At 36.4% G+C, this 15,617-nt stretch carries 12 protein-coding genes; 5 read left to right on the top strand and 7 right to left on the bottom strand.

Translation table 11 applies throughout. The annotated features are described in order from the left end of the window. Positions 1-387: 387 nt before the first annotated feature. Both JHT90_RS13090 and cycA read left to right on the top strand, forming a co-directional pair. Positions 388-3,027 carry an autotransporter outer membrane beta-barrel domain-containing protein gene (locus JHT90_RS13090; RefSeq protein WP_201091750.1) on the top strand — a complete coding sequence of 880 codons (2,640 nt, stop codon included), beginning with the start codon at positions 388-390 and terminating at the stop codon, positions 3,025-3,027. A gap of 233 nt (positions 3,028-3,260) precedes the next feature. After that, positions 3,261-4,697, top strand: a complete 1,437-nt coding sequence (gene cycA, locus JHT90_RS13085; RefSeq protein WP_201091748.1) for a D-serine/D-alanine/glycine transporter — start codon at positions 3,261-3,263, stop codon at positions 4,695-4,697. Between the two features lies 1 nt (position 4,698). Here the strand turns inward: cycA and JHT90_RS13080 are convergent, their stop codons facing one another. The 4 genes from JHT90_RS13080 to JHT90_RS13065 all read right to left on the bottom strand — a co-directional run bounded on the left by JHT90_RS13080 (position 4,699) and on the right by JHT90_RS13065 (position 6,828). Beyond that, positions 4,699-4,899, bottom strand: a complete 201-nt coding sequence (locus JHT90_RS13080; protein WP_236253962.1) for a hypothetical protein — start codon at positions 4,897-4,899, stop codon at positions 4,699-4,701. Between the two features lie 191 nt (positions 4,900-5,090). Beyond that, positions 5,091-5,480 carry a 30S ribosomal protein S9 gene (gene rpsI, locus JHT90_RS13075; protein ID WP_201091738.1) on the bottom strand — a complete coding sequence of 130 codons (390 nt, stop codon included), beginning with the start codon at positions 5,478-5,480 and terminating at the stop codon, positions 5,091-5,093. Between the two features lie 15 nt (positions 5,481-5,495). Next, positions 5,496-5,924, bottom strand: coding sequence for a 50S ribosomal protein L13 (gene rplM, locus JHT90_RS13070; protein ID WP_201091736.1), 429 nt, complete (start codon positions 5,922-5,924; stop codon positions 5,496-5,498). Positions 5,925-6,219: 295 nt separating this feature from the next. Further along, on the bottom strand, positions 6,220-6,828 hold the full coding sequence (locus tag JHT90_RS13065) for a YebB family permuted papain-like enzyme (protein WP_201091731.1): 609 nt from the start codon (positions 6,826-6,828) through the stop codon (positions 6,220-6,222). Between the two features lie 139 nt (positions 6,829-6,967). Between JHT90_RS13065 and JHT90_RS13060 the strand changes: the two genes are divergently transcribed. Genes JHT90_RS13060 through JHT90_RS13050 form a run of 3 tightly spaced genes read left to right on the top strand, consistent with a single transcriptional unit; the run spans position 6,968 to position 11,524 of the window. Continuing rightward, positions 6,968-7,144, top strand: coding sequence for a hypothetical protein (locus JHT90_RS13060; RefSeq protein ID WP_201091722.1), 177 nt, complete (start codon positions 6,968-6,970; stop codon positions 7,142-7,144). Then, positions 7,128-10,076, top strand: coding sequence for a sensor histidine kinase (locus JHT90_RS13055; protein WP_201095895.1), 2,949 nt, complete (start codon positions 7,128-7,130; stop codon positions 10,074-10,076). The genes JHT90_RS13060 and JHT90_RS13055 overlap by 17 nt, the downstream gene beginning before the upstream one ends. Positions 10,077-10,117: 41 nt before the next feature. Then, positions 10,118-11,524 carry a sigma-54-dependent transcriptional regulator gene (locus tag JHT90_RS13050; protein ID WP_201091720.1) on the top strand — a complete coding sequence of 469 codons (1,407 nt, stop codon included), beginning with the start codon at positions 10,118-10,120 and terminating at the stop codon, positions 11,522-11,524. 284 nt (positions 11,525-11,808) lie between these two features. On the opposite strand, the gene JHT90_RS13045 is transcribed toward JHT90_RS13050, so the two are convergent. From JHT90_RS13045 to JHT90_RS13035, 3 genes are read right to left on the bottom strand one after another with little or no spacing between them, the layout of a single operon-like run. Continuing rightward, positions 11,809-12,963, bottom strand: a complete 1,155-nt coding sequence (locus JHT90_RS13045; RefSeq protein ID WP_201091718.1) for an AAA family ATPase — start codon at positions 12,961-12,963, stop codon at positions 11,809-11,811. Between the two features lie 41 nt (positions 12,964-13,004). Next, positions 13,005-14,105, bottom strand: coding sequence for an anhydro-N-acetylmuramic acid kinase (locus JHT90_RS13040; protein WP_201091716.1), 1,101 nt, complete (start codon positions 14,103-14,105; stop codon positions 13,005-13,007). Between the two features lie 3 nt (positions 14,106-14,108). After that, complete coding sequence (locus tag JHT90_RS13035; protein ID WP_201091715.1) at positions 14,109-15,578, bottom strand: peptidoglycan DD-metalloendopeptidase family protein; 1,470 nt, start codon at positions 15,576-15,578, stop codon at positions 14,109-14,111. Positions 15,579-15,617: the final 39 nt, after the last annotated feature.

Below are 15,617 nucleotides of genomic sequence, written 5' to 3'. Positions count from 1 at the left end.
CAACAAAAAATGTAAAAAAAATGTCGTTTTATAGACTTAATTTGTATCAAGAAAATAAGCTATTGATATATTTAGAACTTTAAATGAAATTTAAAAATAGTTGTAAACCGTAGCATAATAAATTATTGAGGGTTTACTTAGATTAATTTGACACGTTTTTAAACATTCTAAAAGCTGCTCAAATAATTAAAAATTAGCATTATATTATTCAGTAAGAATTCATATATGCATTTATGGCTTGATTTACTATTAGTGAAATAATACGTTAGTCTAATCTTGGTTTTTCCATTAATATAACTAATAAATATATGGATTACCTGCATTCATCGTATGTTATTGATTCATATCGAATTGGCAATAAGAGTTAATAGTTTTGAGTTCTACAATATGTTAAAGAAGTTTTCCGTTATTACCTTACTTGGTATAGCTTATAATTATAATTTACTGGCACAAGAAATTAAGTATGGTTATCAGTTGCAGCCTAATCAAAATCTTTCTTTAGATGGCAGCCAGCATAATATTAGCGCAGAGGCTGATACTAAAACATTATATGGTATTTATTATAGCGGTTCTAGCAAAGTAGAACTCAATGCTGATCCTCTAAATATGCAGGTAATTAATAATAATACAGGAACAAGTGCTGACAGATACACTGCTTCTGTTATTAATATTAATGGCCAGAGTACTTCTGCAAAACCATTAATCGATTTAGGAGATGGTGGTCACCTCAGGGTAGAGGGAGATCATGTGTATGCTATCAATCTAAAAAATAGTAATTTATCAGCTAGTAATATTAATATAGAAGCGAGTAGTAAATATTCAGCAACAGGTCTAATACTAAATAGCGCGGATGTGAACTTAACTGGAAACAATAAAATTACTATTGACTGTGATGATACAACTTATGGTGTATCAGTTTCCAATAAATCTTCCTTTAAAGCAGATCAAGTAACCATTGATATAACCTCTACTGGTTCTGGCATTTACACAGTTATTGGAGTAAATGTAAGAGATAATGCAGACCAAATAGTTGATTTAGGTGTGGGCTCAGAAATTAATATTACCAGTGCAAAAGGTGGATATGGTATTAGTATTAATAATGGCACTGTTATTGCTCAAGACCTTTCTATTATATCCAAAGGGAATACCGCCTCTGGAGTGGTAGTATACAATGGCTCTTTTACCATGATAGGTGGCACTGTTATCTCCGATGATAGGGGTATCGTCGTTGGAAGTGTTACACCAAAACCTTCTAACTATAATCATACAATTAATTTAACTGATGTAAATATTTCCGCTACCAATGCAGCATTGAATATTACTGAGGGTACAATGACCATAAATAGAGTAACAGCTGTTTCTGCTAGTAGTTCTGCTACAGTAATGGCAGCAAGTACTAATGGTGTAATCAATGCAACCGATGTTACTTTGCATGGTAAAGGTAAGGTAGTGAGTGCTTCTGAAGGAAGTGTTGTTTTTTCAGGTAATACTGAAATTATTGGAACAGCCAGCAATAATAGTGATACGTTATATGCTTCAAGTGGAGGCACTATTAAAACAGGCACTAATGGCAGTAAAATGAAAATAGTGGGAAATTTATATACTTCTCAATTTGGCAACAATAACTTAATTGATTTAAAAATGAACAGTGGTTCTGAGTTAACAGGCAAAGCTAACATCTATGATATTAACACAGGTACCATTAACCTAGATATGACAAGTAGTGTATGGAATATGACAAATAATTCTAGTACTACACTGCTTGCTTTGAGTAACTCTCAGGTTAATTTTGTGAATTCAGCTTTTACCACCCTTACTACTCAGCAGTTGTCAGGTAATGGTACATTTAGTATGAAAACTGATATAGCTACGGCGCAGGGTGATTTAGTTAAGGTTACAGGTCAAACAGCAGGCAGTCATCGTCTGAACATAACTAATCAAGGAGCTGCAGCCACTGATGGTAATGAAACATTAACAGTTGTTGAGACCAGTGATGGCAAGGGAAGGTTTAGTTTAACCAACCGTGTTGAGGCAGGCGGTTATCTCTATGACCTCAGAAAAGCTAGTAATGGAACGGATTGGGAATTATATGGTGCTAGAGGTGTACAAAGTTCTTCTGCTTTGGCAGGAGTTAGTTTTTTAAACACTAGCTATTTACTAAATTACATAGATAATCAAACGTTATTACAACGCTTAGGTAATTTAAGATTAGCTACTGCTGATAAAGTTACTGACGGTTTGTGGATGAGATCATTTGGTGGAAAACTGTCCTCTTTTGCTGGTTCTAATTTATCAGGATTTGATATGTCTTATTGGGGAACCCAGCTAGGTATTGATAAAAATATTGAGCTTGCATCAGGTAATTTATTGTTGGGAACAATGGTTGGTGTTACCCAAGGTAATCCTAATTATAAAGCAGGGGATGGTACAGCTAAGAATTATAGCTTAGGTTTTTATACGACCTATCTTCATAATAATGGAATATATATTGATGGCTTATTGAAATATAATAATATTCATAACCAATTCAATGTTAAAGATACTGCTGGTGACTCAGTAAAAGGTAAAGGAAGAACTCAAGGTGTGAGTGGTTCCATTGAGGTAGGTAAGCGTTTTTGGCTTAGTGCACAGCAAGCAGGCGTTTATATTGAACCACAGGCACAGCTAACACTAGCCATACAAGGTGGCGATACAGTTAAGGCTAGTAATGGTTTAAAAATAAAATTAGATACTTATGATTCTGTATTAGGACGTACAGGTGCACTAATTGGTTATCAAATCCAAGGAAATAATCCGATTGATGTTTATTTTAAAACAGGTTATGTACGTGAATTCAGTGGCAATACCAGCTATCGTTTAAATGGCAGTAAAGAAAAGCATAGTTTCCGAGGTGAGTGGTTAGATAATGGAATAGGTATTTCTGCTAATATTAATAAAGCACATAATATTTATGTGGATATAAACTATGCTATAGGTAATAGATTTGATCAAAAACAGTTAAATCTAGGTTATCGATATAATTTTTAAAACGCTCAATAAGAAAAGATATTAATAATCTCTCTTGTTGTCTTTAGGTTAGATATTAACAGCCATTATTACAGTTTGTAGTTTGTCATAACATATGGCATGTTTACTGATAAATAACCTATTTTTATAATCACAGAGTAGAACATAGTAATAAGATAAATGTTCTATAAAATAAATTTATGTTTTTGTAGTATTATGTGTCCACTTTTTGAATTAGCTATAGGCTGTTTACTGTGAATACCCAGCAACAAAGCAATGATAATGAAACCTTAAATCGCCATCTAAGGAATAGACATATTCAATTAATAGCCATTGGTGGTGCAATTGGTACTGGCTTGTTTATGGGTTCAGGCAAAACCATTAGCTTAGCTGGCCCATCTATTCTATTAGTCTATATCATCATTGGCGTAATGTTATTTTTTGTGATGCGCGCAATGGGAGAATTATTACTATCTAACTTAAACTATAAATCTTTTATTGATTTTACCACCGACTTATTAGGCCCTATGGCAGGTTTTTATATTGGTTGGACTTATTGGTTCTGTTGGATAGTAACAGGTATTGCCGATTTAATTGCGATTGCTGGCTATGTGGAGTATTTTGCCCCTGCTCTTGCCCCATGGGTTCCTGCAATATTATGTATTTTATTGTTTCTAGCATTAAATTTATTAACTGTTAAGTTATTTGGTGAAATGGAATTCTGGTTTGCTATTGTAAAGATAGTAGCTATTGTTGCACTGATTTTTGTAGGGTTTGGGTTTATTATTTATGGTTTTAATACGCCCTCAGGTACTGTAACTTCTCTATCCAATATCTGGAATGATGGTGGCTTTTTTCCCACAGGTGGTTGGGGGTTTATAGCAGGTTTCCAAATAGCAGCATTTGCTTTTGTAGGTGTTGAATTAGTGGGAACTGCTGCCGCAGAAGCAAATAATCCAACCAAAACTTTACCACGTGCAATTAATGCTATTCCTATTCGGATTATCCTGTTCTATGTATTGGCTTTAGCCGTGATTATGTCTGTAATGCCTTGGCGTAGTATCGCCCCTGATAAGAGTCCGTTTATTACCTTATTTACCTTTGCTGGTATTCCAGCGGCAGCAGCAGTCATCTATTTTGTAGTGTTAACGTCTGCTGCCTCTTCCGCTAATAGTGGTATTTTTTCAACCAGTCGTATGTTATTTGGCTTGGCATTAACCCGCAAAGCACCACGCGCTTTTGCTCGGTTATCAAAATCGTCAGTACCAGCTAAAGGCTTATTATTCTCCTGTGCTTGTTTATTGCCAGGTGCTATTTTATTGTATTTTAATAATCAAAATATTATCCATGCATTTACTTTAGTGACTACTTTATCCACTATCTTATTTATTTTTGTGTGGACACTTATTATTTTCTCTTATATTGCTTATCGTAAGAAACGTCCCGAATTGCATTTAAGATCAACTTATAAAATGCCAGGAGGCTTATTTATGTGCTATGCCTGTTTGGCCTTTATGGTCTTTTTATTAGCAGCTTTAGCGTTTAGAGAAGATACTCGCCAAGCATTAATTGCAAGTCCTATTTGGTTTATTATTTTAGGAATTGGATATTATTTAATTCCAAAATCGGTTAAGTCAGAATGGAAAAAACTAACTGATGAAACCTTAGGAACAAGTAGTCAAAGCAATTAGATTACTGAAAGGCCTTAAGTATTGTGATTAAATTATGTATGTTGGGTACACCTACTAACATTTCTCTATGAGATATTTCATCTTCTGAGGGGACTGATAGGTGATTAAATTTTGTAAGCTGTTCGATCTCTTCTTTTTTTAGAGCTCTTCCTAGAAATTTTTCAGCAAAATCTTGCAGTTCTCTATTAAGTTTCATTTTCATTACCTTCTCATTAATCTATTTTCTTAAAGTAGCATATAGGGTATGTTAGGTAATATGGTTCATTGGTATTAATAAATAATAGCAATAAGTAGAAAAGGTCTACATAAAATAAACTAACAGGATATAAAGAATAATACTGGCAATAAAAAAAGCACCTGTATAAGGTGCTTTTTTGTAAACTGCAAAACTGATTAACGTTTTGAGTATTGTGGACGTTTACGTGCTTTACGTAGACCCACTTTCTTACGTTCAACTTCACGAGCATCACGAGTAACATAACCCGCTTTACGTAAAGCACTACGTAAAGTTTCATCATATTCGATTAATGCGCGAGTAATACCGTGACGAATAGCACCTGCTTGACCACTAACACCACCACCAATAACAGTGATGAATAGATCGAAGTTTTCAGTGTTTTCAGTTAATTCTAATGGTTGACGAACTACCATGCGAGCAGTTTCACGACCAAAGAAGTTATCAAGGTCACGATTGTTGATAGAGATTTTACCAGTGCCTTTGCGTAAGAATACACGTGCAACGGCAGTTTTGCGACGACCTGTACCGTAATTTTGAGCTGACATAATCAATCCTGCCTATTAAATTTTCAATTCTTGTGGTTGTTGAGCGGTATGAGGATGTTCAGTACCCTTATACACTTTCAGCTTACGATACATAGCTCGACCTAATGGATTTTTAGGAAGCATACCTTTAACAGCTGTTTCAATAATACGCTCAGGCGCTCTGATAACTAATTTATCAAAACTGATTTCTTTAATTCCACCTGGGAAACCAGAGTGAGAATAATATTTTTTATCAGTTGTTTTGTTACCAGTTACTTTAACTTGTTCAGCATTGATAACAACGATGTAATCACCAGTATCAACGTGAGGTGTGTATTCTGGTTTATGTTTGCCACGTAGGCGTGATGCGATTTCAGTCGCTAAACGACCCAATGTTTGCCCTGCAGCGTCAATAACAAACCAGTCACGTTTAACTGTTTCTGGCTTTGCACTAAAAGTTTTCATTCTTTATAGCCTCAAGACCGCATATATTAAGCGGCGGATATTAAAAAATATGTGTTTTACAAGTAATAGCCACCATTTCTAACACTATGTGGGGTCGGGGTATATAGTGCGATTTGGAAGCAATTAATCATTCGTTGTTGAAGTAAAGCTAGGCTCAATACTTCAAATTTAGCGGATAATTGCCATACCCGCAAAAATAGTCGTGTAATTATCCAGATTATCAGCAAAATATCAAGGGAATTTTGCAAAAACTTAATAAAAAGCCTTTATGCTAGGCTTTTTATTATCAGAGAAATTAACTAGCAGCCTTATAAAAACGCTGCGAGATTTCTGGTGAGCTGTCATAAACAGTGTGTAATTGAGGGCAAAACCATAAACTAGCAGGTGTTACTGTCTTTCTTTGCCATGGGATTTTACCAAAGAACCATAATTTCCAAAAGGTTAAGTTAGCATTAGGGTTAGTTTTTAATAAATCATCAAAGGTTTCTATTTTACCTAATTCAAGTTGTAGGGCGTCTCTATAGATTTCATAAACAAACTTTGAGCAAAATTGTAGTTTTGAGTCAAATTTAAAGCCCGTATGGTACAGAATATTCAATCGTTGTGGCACTTGACTACAGATAGCTAATTTCTGTTGTTCTGATAAAGGCGTTGTTAAGCGTCTTATGGCAAAGTGTTTATGGTGAGAACGTTTAACAAACTTGGTCAAGGTTGTTGTTTGCGAGATGGGCACACGGCTTTCTGCCACTAAATAGTCATTACCATCATGTCCTATAATAATGCCAACATGGTTGCTCCAACAAAGTGAGGCTTTTGAAATGCTTTGGAATAAAAAAGCAGCAACACAGGTAAAGACAATATCCCCTACTTCAAGTGAAGGCACATTCTGGTTTGTTGATAACATAACTATTCCTTTATTTGTTTTCTGCCTATATAGTAGAAGTATGCAATGATTTGTATTTTTATACAATTGTTAGAAATATTCTGAAATCATACTTTACTGTATGTAAAACAATCGATTAAGACGCCTTGGAATCAGCACTATGTATATCTATCGGCTAGTATTATTGTTGATGGTCATTATTTATTTGCTTTCACCCAGTATTTTAGATTGGTGGGTGTCTGGTGATAGTGTTTGGTATAAGCCGTATCTTTTTTGGTTAGTGACTATTATTGCAACTGTGTTATTGCAAGGAAAACATGATGTTGACGAACTTTAGTGTTAGCTACCTTGCGGTTATCAGTGTTAGTTATTTATTAATATTATTTGGTATTGCTTGGGTTTCAGAACATAGCAAATTAGCGGGCAAGTTAATCAGCCATCCTATTATTTATATATTATCGTTAGGTATTTATAACAGTGCACTAACTTTTTATGGCTTAGTCGCATTGGCAATGCACTATGGTTATGGCTATTTGGCTATTGGTTTAGGTTTTACAGGCGCCTTTTTATTAGTACCTGTACTATTGTTTCCTATTTTAAAATTGACCCAAAACTATCAACTTTCTTCTTTGGCTGACTTATTTGCTTTTCGCTTTCGCAGTCATTGGGCAGGTATTTTAACCTGTATCTTTATGTTGGTTGGCATGCTGCCTTTAATTGCTTTACAAATTAAAGCCATTACTCAATCAGTGACTATTTTAACTCATCAGACTACTTCGCCTTTGGTGTCTTTTGTTTTTTGTCTATTGCTAATCATTTTTGCAGTATTGTTTGGATCACGGCAGGTATCTATTCGTGAGAAACGAGTGGGTTTGGTGGTGGCTGTAGCGTTTGAATCTGTAGTTAAGTTATTGGTTTTTTTAATTATCGCAGGTTATGTTGTATATGGAATTTTTGGTGGTTTTAGTGGCTTAAATCAATGGCTAATGGAAAATAAAGAAGCCTTAGTGAGTTTGCATCTACCTTTACAAGAAGGGCCTTGGCGCGCTTTATTACTCTCATTCTTTGCTGCAACCATTGTAGCTCCCCATATGTTCCATTTAACCTTTACAGAAAACGTTACCCCCAAAGCCTTAATGTTTGCTAGTTGGGGAACGCCTCTCTATTTATTAGCAATGGCTTTTTGTGTACCTCTTATTCTGTGGGGTGGGCTTGTCCAGAATTTATCGATTGATCCTGAGTATTATATTTTAGGCATAGGGATGCATAATGATAATAATTGGTTGTCACTTATGGCGTATGTTGGGGGATTAGCGGCAGGCAGTGGCTTAATTATTGTATCGACTATTGCATTATCAGGGATGTTGCTAAACCATTTAGTTTTACCTTTGTATACACCCTCAGGCAGTACGAATATTTATCGTTGGTTAAAATGGCTTCGTCGAACCTTGATTGTTATTATCATTTTATTAGGCTATATTTTTTATTTATTAATCCAAGCAGATTATACCAACAATGAAATTGGGATAACGGCTTTTATAGCAACCTTACAATTCTTCCCAGGTGTATTGGTGTTGCTCTATTGGAAATTGGGTAATAAAAAAGGTTTTATTGCAGGGCTGCTAGCGGGTATGGGAAGTTGGTTTGTGATTATGTTAGTCCCCTTAATCACTTCTATTGACGCTATCTCTATTCCCTATATAGGTCGCTTTAAGTTATTAGGCGCTAGTGATTGGCATGTCACTAGTATGATTTCATTATCAATTAATGTTGCTATATTTTTTGTAGTCTCTTTATGCACTAAACGTTCAGAAGAAGAAAAATATGCGGCTGATTTATGTGCAGTAAATACAACTCAGTACGTGCAACGTAAAGAAATGACATTAAGCTCTCCGCAAGAGTTTGTGAAAGCATTAGAGGTGCCTCTGGGTTATAAAACAGCCCGTAAAGAAGTGGAGAGGGCATTGGATGATTTAGGGTTTACGATTGATGAGCAACGTTCTTATGCGCTACGTCGACTAAGAGAACAGATAGAAGTTAATCTTTCAGGATTAATGGGGCCTCATCTTTCACAGCAAATCGTTGATAAATTTTTAAGCTATGAGTCAGAGCAGTTAATTGCTCAAAATGAAGATATTTACTTTATGGAAAGCCATTTGGAAAGCTATGAAACACGCTTAACAGGATTAGCTGCTGAATTAGATTCATTGCGTCGTTACCATCGCTTAACCTTACAAACACTGCCTATTGGTGTGTGCTCTGTTTCCAGAAGTCAGGATATTTTGCTGTGGAATCGAGCCATGGAAGAATTAACAGGATTAACCGCAGATAATATCGTGGGGGCAAATCTACATTTTATTAGCGGTGCTTGGCGTGAACTATTAATAAATTGTATGGAGTCTACAGGAGATCATCTTTACAAACAACGTGTTGATATTAATGGACATAGTCGCTGGTATAATTTGCATAAAGCTACCATTAGCGACACTATTTTAATTAATAGTGGCGGTATGGTTATTCTGGTTGAGGATATTACAGATACTTATTTATTAGAAGATCAACTTATCCATTCTGAACGTTTGGCTTCTATCGGTCGGCTGGCGGCTGGGGTGGCTCATGAGATTGGTAACCCTGTAACTGGTATTGCTTGTTTAGCACAAATTATGCGGGATGAGTGGGCTGATAATAAAGAGGTGACAGAAATGTCATCACAAATAATTGAGCAAACTAAACGTATTTCTCGTATTGTGCATTCATTAATGAATTTTGCCCATGCTGGCGGGCAAATCCAAGCAAGTGCGCCTGTTTCACTGCATGAGATTATCCAAGAGACCATCCATTTATTAGTGCTTAATAAAGAGAAAAAAGATGTACAGTTTAGTAATTTCTGTAACCCTCAACATCAAGTGTTAGGTAACTCGCAACGGTTAACGCAAGTGCTTATTAACCTGTTAGATAATGCAAGGGATGCTTCCATAGAAAATGGCATTATCACTATCTCAAGTTTCGAGCATGAACACACCATAGAGCTGTGGATTGAAGACGAGGGAGAAGGCATTACAGAGGATATTAGGGATCGAGTGTTTGAACCCTTTTTTACCACCAAAGAACCAGGGGTAGGAACAGGGCTTGGGTTATCGTTAGTCTATTCGATTATCGAAGATCATCATGGCAAAATTACCATCAAGAGCCCTGTAAATTTAGATACAAAAAAGGGAACACGTTTTTCTATAATATTACCTAAATATACTGACCATACTATGGTATAGTTATAAGATTAAGAGTCAGTAATAAAAGTTGTGGAATTTCTATGTCACATATACTACTTGTAGAAGATGAAGTAATTATACGCACCTCTTTAAAGCGTTTATTAGAACGTCATCAATATCAGGTGAGCGAAGCTGGTTCTGTGGCAGAAGCACAAGAGAACTATAAGATTACTAGTTTTGATTTAGTGATTACTGATCTGCGTTTACCAGGTGCACCTGGTACTGATATGATTAATTTGGCACAAGGCGTGCCAGTATTGATTATGACCAGCTATGCGAGTTTGCGTTCTGCTATTGACTCCATGAAAATGGGGGCAGTGGAGTATATCGCTAAGCCGTTTGATCATGACGATATGTTACGCGCTGTAGCGGAATCATTGAGTAAAAAACAACTAACTACAGACAAGCCTGTTGAAGGTAAACGAGAAGCTAACGCTAAAGCAAAAAGTAATGCTAAAGGGACAGATATAATAGGCTCTAGCCCTCTCATGCAAAAACTATTTGAAAAAATAGAAAAAGTTGCGCCAACTAACTCCACTGTGCTTATTTTAGGTGAGTCGGGTACAGGTAAAGAACTGGTTGCACGTACTCTTCATGAACAATCACCACGTTTTAAAGCCCCTTTGATTTCAGTAAACTGTGCTGCTATTCCTGAGACATTAATAGAATCAGAACTTTTCGGCCATGAAAAAGGTGCCTTTACAGGTGCGACCAGTAGTAGAACTGGTTTGATAGAAGCTGCAAATGGCGGCACATTATTTCTTGATGAAATTGGTGAATTACCCCTTGAAGCACAAGCAAGGTTGCTTAGAGTTTTGCAAGAAGGGGAGATTAGAAGAGTTGGCTCCGTCACTTCGCAAAAAGTTGATGTTAGATTAATTGCAGCAACCCATCGAGATTTAAAAACTTTAGCCGCCACAGGCGAGTTCCGTAGTGATTTATTTTATCGATTGAATGTTATTAGCCTACAATTACCTGCCTTGCGTGATCGTGGTAAAGATATTTTAAAAATCGCTCAAAGTTTCTTAGAGCGACAAATGAAAGCAATGGGTAAAACCGATCTTGTGTTTACCCCCGAAGCAGAACAAGCTATTCTAACTTATAATTGGCCTGGTAATGTGCGTGAACTTGAGAATGCTGTAGAGCGTGCAGTTATTCTTTGTGAGAGTAATAATATTACTATTGACAATTTAGGTTTAGAACCTGAGGTTTATGGTTTAGCGAGCTTGGGTGAAGATGAGCTAACCAATATCTTTAAAAAACCTCATGAAAGTGCCATCAATAATAAAGACCCTAAAGAAGGCTTATCTTTAGAAGACTATTTCCAACGTTTTGTATTAGAAAATCAAGATAAAATGACTGAAACAGAGTTGGCGCGTAAATTAGGTGTTAGTCGCAAATGTTTGTGGGAACGTCGTCAGAAATTAGGTATTCCAAGAAAGAAATAAATCATTAATGAGTAGTATATGTATACTACTCTATCTCTTCTAAGTGTCAGTTTAAACTTTTTAAGCAATCATACCCTTTAAATAGTATGCCGTTTGAAGGTGTAATAGTGCCTTTTTTTATTAAAAAAATCCCTGTTAATTGGTTTATTAACAGGGTGCAAAAAGGTTCTGGTTTTTATATAATTTAATTACATGTTATTTTACATGTAAAATGTTTTTATGCAACATGAAATATAAAATTATTGTGGTTTTATAGTGGGGAAGTGATACAGAAAAATAATATTCTAACTAGGCCAATACCAAGCAGGGGTTTCTAATGTTTTTTGACCTTTAATAGTAGTTTGTCCCAATAGCTTCTCTAACTCTATGGTATTGCAATCAGTTTGTTGTTCTAAAGCGTTAATTAGTCTTTTTGAGTGGCTGATAATCCAGAGTTGTGAATGCTTACAGGCATTGATAATTAATCTTGCCAAAGCTGGTAATAAATCAGTATGCAAACTATTTTCTGGTTCATTCAGAACCATTAATGAAGGTGGCCGAGGGGTTAATAGTGCAGCAGTTAATAGTAAATAACGTAAAGTACCATCTGATAATTCTTGTGCCACAAGAGGGCGTAAAATACCTTGCTGTTGCAGCATAACCGTAAAAAATTCATCCTTTCTAATAATCAGAGAGGATTCAGGAAAAGCATCAGAAATGGTTTGCGCAAGTAATTCAGCATCTCCTACTTCTTGAATAGTTTGTAAGGCTGCTGCTAAATCATGTCCATCATGATGCAGTACAGGTGTTCGAGTTCCTAATTGAGGCTTTCTTGCAGGTGCATCCTGATCTGTGCGAAAGTAGTCGTAAAAGCGCCAGTTTCTAATGATTTCTCTTAAACGAAATACCTCAGGGCAATCATCACGTAATGCAATTTGTCCAAATAATCCTTCATAACTAGGCGTATGTTGGGTAATTGCTTGTGCTTTACGACCTTGTTTTACTTGGATAAGGGGGCCTTTTCGTTCAACTAAAACACTATTGGGTTTATACCAATCTCCAGCCCATATGGTTTCGTTCTTGATTTCAGGATCATTGCAAAAAGCAGTTAAGCCATTTTCTGGCAAACCAAGGCTAATTGCATAGCCTAATTCATCATCAGTAAAACCTAGATGTAGCCTTATCGATTTTTGTCGTCTAGTACCTTGGATAGGCACTTCGCCTCTTTGCATAGCGCCAGTAATTTTTTCTGGTCCTGCCCATAAAACAGATTCCAAACCACCTTCTTTGGCGATAGCGCTGATTACATTACCTTGCGCAGTTTCTGCTAATAAGCGTAAGGCTTTATAGAGATTTGATTTACCACAGCCATTGGCACCTGTTATCACATTAAGTTGTGATAGAGGTAAAACTAAATTATTGATAGAACGGAAATTGGCTATAGCTAAGGTTTTAATCATAACGATTTTATAGAGGTGAAAGTTGTTAATTATTATACTAGCTATGTGGGATAAATAGCGCCTAAAATTCTTAAACCTTTAGCGCCTGTAACCGCAGGCCGATTAGCAGGGATTTTCTCTAGGCAACAATAGGCAAGCCAAGCAAAGGCCATTGCTTCGATCCATTCTGGGGGAATGCCATAATCCTGAGTGGTTTGTACTTTTGTGTTGCTAAGATTATGCTGTAAGCGGTTGAGTAACTCATGGTTAAAAGCACCTCCACCACAAACAATTAACTCATCAGTCTGGGGTTGTGCTTGTTTAAGTGATTGTACAATGCTTTGTACCGTTAGTTCTAATAAGGTAGATTGAATCACTTCATCTGCTATAGGTTGGTTAAACTCCGTTAATTTATGATTTAACCAATCAAAGTTAAACAGTTCACGGCCTGTACTCTTAGGACCTGTTTTGCTAAAAAAATTATCAGCTAAAAATAATTCAAGAAGTGCCTGATTGGGTTTTGCACTAGCTGCCCAAGCGCCTTTATCATCATAGTTTTTATTAAGCTTATAAGCAATCCAAGTGTCCAATAAAACATTACCAGGGCCACAATCAAACCCATGAGTCGTTTGCTTGGGTGATAATAAGCTTAAATTACTAAAGCCACCAACATTTAGAATAGCACGTTGTTTGTTATCATCTTTAAATAGTGCTTCATGAAAGGCTGGTACTAGTGGAGCACCTTGTCCGCCTGCTGCAACATCTCGTCTACGGAAGTCTGTTACTACAGTAATATTGGTCAGTTCGGTTAGTAGAGCGCCATTGCTAATTTGTATAGTAAAACCACACTCAGGCTCATGTCTAACCGTTTGCCCATGGCTACCAATTGCCACAATATCATCACAGGTTAGTTGCTGTTGCGCTAATAAATGCTTAATTCCTTGAGCTGCTAGCTGTGCCCATTGTTGTTCAGCCATGGCAGCTTTGGCTAATTCATCATTACCACTACTGCATAAGGTAAGCAATTCATCACGTAACTGCTTAGGCATGGCGATATAATGACTGGCAATAAGTTGGCTAGGTAAATGGGGCTGTTGATCGATAACAACAATGTCCAGTCCATCTAAACTAGTACCAGACATTATTCCTATGTAATAAGCCATAAATTACTCAGATGAAGTCTGAGAATGATCTGTGGTTTGTGCTTTGGCTAATAAGACAGTTTTCTTTTTACGCATTTCAGCCATTAATGGTTGGCTAAGTGCAAGAAAGCGAGCCTTTTCTTTTTCAGGTAATGGATCAGCCATTGGTAGTTTTACACTCAATGGGTCAACATGTTTACCATTAACGCGGAATTCATAATGTAAATGGGGGCCTGTTGCTAGTCCTGTCATACCCACATAACCAATCGTTTGACTTTGTTTCACATGACTACCTACTTTTAGGTCAGGCGCGAAACGACTCATATGGCCATAAAGTGTACTGTAAGTTTTACCGTGTTGGATAACAATGGCATTACCATAGCCGCCTTTCCAGCCACGCTCAACAATACGACCATCACCAGAGGCTCGAATAGCTGTACCTGTTGGTGCTGCATAATCTACCCCTTTGTGAGCGCGGATTTTGTTTAATACAGGGTGATAACGTCCCATGGTAAATTTGGAGCTAATACGGGTAAAATCAACAGGGGTACGTATAAATGCACGACGCATACTGGTAGCATCCGCACGATAATAAGCGGCAATACCTTTTTTATTGGTATAACGAATAGCTGTGTATTCTTTTCCACGATTGATAAAGCGTGCTGCCAATAAATTACCTGTACCAACCATTTTACCATTTACTAGCTTTTGCTCGAAAATTGCTTCAAATTCATCGCCTTGACGTAGATCTAAGGCGAAATCGATGTCATAACCAAAGGCATTGGCTATTTCTAAAATCATGCTATGAGGAACTTGTGCTTTATCAGCAGCAGCAAATAGTGAGCTAGTGATAATGCCATATGCATACACTTGCTTATAAGTAGGTTCGATTGCATTATGATCAAACACATAACCATTATCTTGTTTAGTCAAACTATAGGTATTTAATAGGTTAGGTTTAGTCACTAAAGAGAGTAGGTCACCTGCTTCATTTAAAGTGAACTCAAAAGATTGACCAATATTTATACGAGTAAAATATTTTTTAGCATCATTACTGCTTTCTATCACTTTATACATAGTGTTAGCTGATAAGCCAGCTTTATTAAATAAAGTAGACAGAGTATCGCCTTTTTCTACTTTAAACACTAATACTGTATTGCGTTGAGGAAGTACAATTAAAGGGCCGTCGCCAATCACCATTTTAGACTGAGCAATATCTGCGGTAGGTATATCATTTAGTTCAGCAGGTAATAGTGGAATGGTAGGTGGTTTTCGTAAGCTTCTTGCAAAAATATCAGCAATTACTTCTGGCACAACAATAGGTGGCGAAGGTAAGGTATCTTTAACTGCAATAGGTGTATTGCTAGTCTCTATCTCTTGAGGCTTTTCAGATGAAGGATAAAACAGAATACCCAACCCTAATAGAATAGCTATTACAATTAATATAATTAATGAATTAAACGAGCGTTTTCTTGTTGATGGATTCTGTATCATAGCTTAAAAGAGTTAACTACCAAATAACTAGATAAATTA

This window comes from Entomomonas asaccharolytica (assembly GCF_016653615.1).
Lineage (GTDB): Bacteria > Pseudomonadota > Gammaproteobacteria > Pseudomonadales > Pseudomonadaceae > Entomomonas > Entomomonas asaccharolytica.
Note: the sequence above shows the minus strand (reverse complement) of the source record. Positions and strands in the feature narration are given on the sequence as shown.

Excerpts from the sequence above, each read along its gene's own strand:
- JHT90_RS13050 (WP_201091720.1), top strand. The coding sequence starts at position 10,118 with ATGTCACATATACTACTTGTAGAAGATGAAGTAATTATACGCACCTCT.
- JHT90_RS13080 (WP_236253962.1), bottom strand. The coding sequence starts at position 4,899 with ATGAAAATGAAACTTAATAGAGAACTGCAAGATTTTGCTGAAAAATTT.
- rpsI (WP_201091738.1), bottom strand. The coding sequence starts at position 5,480 with ATGTCAGCTCAAAATTACGGTACAGGTCGTCGCAAAACTGCCGTTGCA.
- JHT90_RS13060 (WP_201091722.1), top strand. The coding sequence starts at position 6,968 with ATGTATATCTATCGGCTAGTATTATTGTTGATGGTCATTATTTATTTG.
- JHT90_RS13090 (WP_201091750.1), top strand. The coding sequence starts at position 388 with ATGTTAAAGAAGTTTTCCGTTATTACCTTACTTGGTATAGCTTATAAT.
- JHT90_RS13035 (WP_201091715.1), bottom strand. The coding sequence starts at position 15,578 with ATGATACAGAATCCATCAACAAGAAAACGCTCGTTTAATTCATTAATT.
- rplM (WP_201091736.1), bottom strand. The coding sequence starts at position 5,924 with ATGAAAACTTTTAGTGCAAAGCCAGAAACAGTTAAACGTGACTGGTTT.
- JHT90_RS13055 (WP_201095895.1), top strand. The coding sequence starts at position 7,128 with ATGTTGACGAACTTTAGTGTTAGCTACCTTGCGGTTATCAGTGTTAGT.
- JHT90_RS13040 (WP_201091716.1), bottom strand. The coding sequence starts at position 14,105 with ATGGCTTATTACATAGGAATAATGTCTGGTACTAGTTTAGATGGACTG.
- JHT90_RS13065 (WP_201091731.1), bottom strand. The coding sequence starts at position 6,828 with ATGTTATCAACAAACCAGAATGTGCCTTCACTTGAAGTAGGGGATATT.
- JHT90_RS13045 (WP_201091718.1), bottom strand. The coding sequence starts at position 12,963 with ATGATTAAAACCTTAGCTATAGCCAATTTCCGTTCTATCAATAATTTA.